The following is a 2,227-nucleotide window of genomic DNA, read 5'->3' on the forward strand; positions in this document are numbered from 1 at the left end:
CCGTCGGCCACAGCTCCGCAAGCTTCGCCAGCAGCCAAAACAACGGGGGGGAAAGGGGACGCTGGCCGGTCACCTTTGGTCGCCCCACCCACCTAATCCTCAGCAAAGGACGAAAAACCATGAACGACGCAATCCGCATCTCCAGCCCCGCCGACATCCTTGGTTTCATCCCGCATTCCCTTGGGTTCGTGCCGCGGGAATCCTTCGTGTTCCTGACCATGCGCGGCAAGACGCTGGGCGCGACACTCCGCGTCGACGCCCCGGCGTTCGCCGAACCCGCCGGTTTCGCCCGCTCCATGGCGGACTACCTCGCACTGGACACTCAGGCCACGGCGGTGCTGCTGGCCATTTACACTGCCAGCACTCCCGCACCCGGCCAGACCCGGCCCTTCCACGATCACGTCGAGGCTGTCATTGAGACGCTGGAGGGTGCAGGTACCCCGCTGCAGGACGCGTGGCTGGTCACCCCGTCGCACTGGCAAAACCTGCTGTGCGACAGCGACGCCGGGTGCTGCCCGTCCGAATCGCTGGAATCCATTACCGACGGGCAGCTGAACGCGGAACTGGTGTTCCGTGGCAGCAGCTACCAAAAGACGCCCGGCACCAGCTATGCACCGTTCGCAGGCCCGGCAGACAGGGAGGAGCAGATCCGCCACGCCCTGCCGGGAGTGCTCGGCGCGGAGCTGCGTCCGGGCCGGGAACTGTGGGCCGAGGCCCTGACCCGGGACGGCTGGATGGATCCGGAGACAGCGGTGGAGCTGCTGGCATGCTTCCAGCGCCCGGACCTGCGCGACACGTTGCTCTGCAACGTGATCGACCCGGAGCTGCCGGACGCCGAGGGAAGCGGGAATCTGCTCATGGGTGAGGGGATCGCCCCGGACTGGGACCGGGTCGACCGGGCGCAGGAAACCGCCCGGGAGCTCATCGATGCCGCGCCGGAGGGCTACCGGGCGCCCCTGCTGACGTTGATCGGCTGGCTGGCGTACCTGAAAGGTCAGTCTTCCGTGGCGGCGGATCACTTCAAGCTGGCTCTGGCTGATACGCCCGGTTACCGGCTGGCGGAACTGATGGAGCAGCTGGTGAGCCGGGGAACCATCGCCCCGGTCGCGAAGAACCAGGCAACCGCCTACAAGCGGCACCGCTAGACGAGTAGGGGGCCGGGCCGGGGGAGCGGTCCGGCCCCTTGGGTGCGGTGGCGGCCTCCCCCGCGTGCGCTCCTCCGGCCGCCGGTTACGCTGCCGCGGGCGCAGCACCACAAGCGGGCAAGGGCCGGCCGCCGGGCTACAGTGGAAGCCGGGCTACAGTGGAAAAGGAACACCACTCACCAAGAGCCTGGGAGCAGCAGATGAGCCACGAGTACATCCTCACGGACGATGACGCAGCACCTGCCGATGCCACCCATGCCCAGGACGTTCTCGAGCTCTCGATGTTGACGATGCCGCAGCCAGGTGCCCCCATCGTTGATATCTCCTGGGAGAAATCCCCGCTGGATCTGTAAGTTTCTGCAGCGATGACGCTGCAGCACAAGTTTCCTTTTGCTGAGGGAAAACTAAGGCCGGCCCCAAAGGGCCGGCCTTAGCCCTTTAACCCTGAGAAGGGCCTCGCTTCGCCCGGGCTGTCGAAGCGATTTTCCGTTTTGGCGATGCAGCGCTGACGCTGCACCCATAGATTTTCTTTTGCCGAGGAAAGCTTCGTCATGCGCGCTCCCCTGCAGAACTGAGCCGCAATAATGCCACTGCCGCGAGACTGTTGAGGAAGGCGATAAAGAGGTCGCCGGCAGCAGGCCGGCCAACTAATAGGTCCGCAGCCACCAACACCATCGACCCGACCGCGGCAACAGTGAACACGACAGTCAGGATCTTCAGGGACCTCCGGGACGGCCGCCGGCCACCGTCAGCGGCGGTTTGTTTAGCTGCCATCAGTTCCCGATGTACTTCTGCGGCCGGTGTCTAGGTTGGACTACGCGCCAGTCGCGCGCAGGGATAAAACGGCCCGCGCAGCGAAGGCGGCACCCGCAAGGAGGAGGATGACCGCCGAAACGATGGAGTACCAAGCTCCGTTGGAATTCAGTGCGATGTATACGCCGATGAGAGAGAAAACAACTGCCCCCAGCGACCAAATGAGCGTTGCTCTTCTGGTGTTGTTCATGGCCCAAGCCTAAGGGACCAAAGATCAAAAACGGGCGTCCGCTGGCGCGGCCGGCTGTTGGGTCCAGGGCGCGCCGTCG

General features: G+C 65.0%; 5 protein-coding genes. 3 read left to right on the forward strand and 2 right to left on the reverse strand.

Annotation, left to right across the window (positions count from 1 at the left end):
- Window positions 1-119 precede the first annotated feature (119 nt).
- Window positions 120-1,145: a DUF4192 domain-containing protein gene (locus DBR22_RS04800; RefSeq protein WP_108598031.1), complete on the forward strand. Its 1,026-nt coding sequence runs from the start codon at window positions 120-122 to the stop codon at window positions 1,143-1,145.
- Between the two features lie 200 nt (window positions 1,146-1,345).
- Window positions 1,346-1,498, forward strand: coding sequence for a hypothetical protein (locus DBR22_RS23700; protein ID WP_174182301.1), 153 nt, complete (start codon window positions 1,346-1,348; stop codon window positions 1,496-1,498).
- Window positions 1,499-1,575: 77 nt separating this feature from the next.
- Here DBR22_RS23700 and DBR22_RS24320 read toward each other — a convergent pair whose 3' ends face one another.
- The gene (locus DBR22_RS24320; RefSeq protein ID WP_258229043.1) at window positions 1,576-1,698 is read right to left on the reverse strand and encodes a hypothetical protein; all 123 of its coding nucleotides are present in this window, start codon (window positions 1,696-1,698) and stop codon (window positions 1,576-1,578) included.
- On the reverse strand, window positions 1,695-1,919 hold the full coding sequence (locus DBR22_RS04805) for a hypothetical protein (RefSeq protein WP_108598032.1): 225 nt from the start codon (window positions 1,917-1,919) through the stop codon (window positions 1,695-1,697). The genes DBR22_RS24320 and DBR22_RS04805 overlap by 4 nt, the downstream gene beginning before the upstream one ends.
- Window positions 1,920-2,026: 107 nt before the next feature.
- Between DBR22_RS04805 and DBR22_RS24325 the strand changes: the two genes are divergently transcribed.
- Entirely contained in the window at window positions 2,027-2,161 is a 135-nt protein-coding gene (locus tag DBR22_RS24325) for a hypothetical protein (RefSeq protein ID WP_258229044.1), read from the forward strand.
- Window positions 2,162-2,227 lie beyond the last annotated feature (66 nt).

Origin of the sequence: Arthrobacter sp. HMWF013, assembly GCF_003061105.1 — a bacterium.
In the GTDB taxonomy this organism is placed as follows: domain Bacteria; phylum Actinomycetota; class Actinomycetes; order Actinomycetales; family Micrococcaceae; genus Arthrobacter.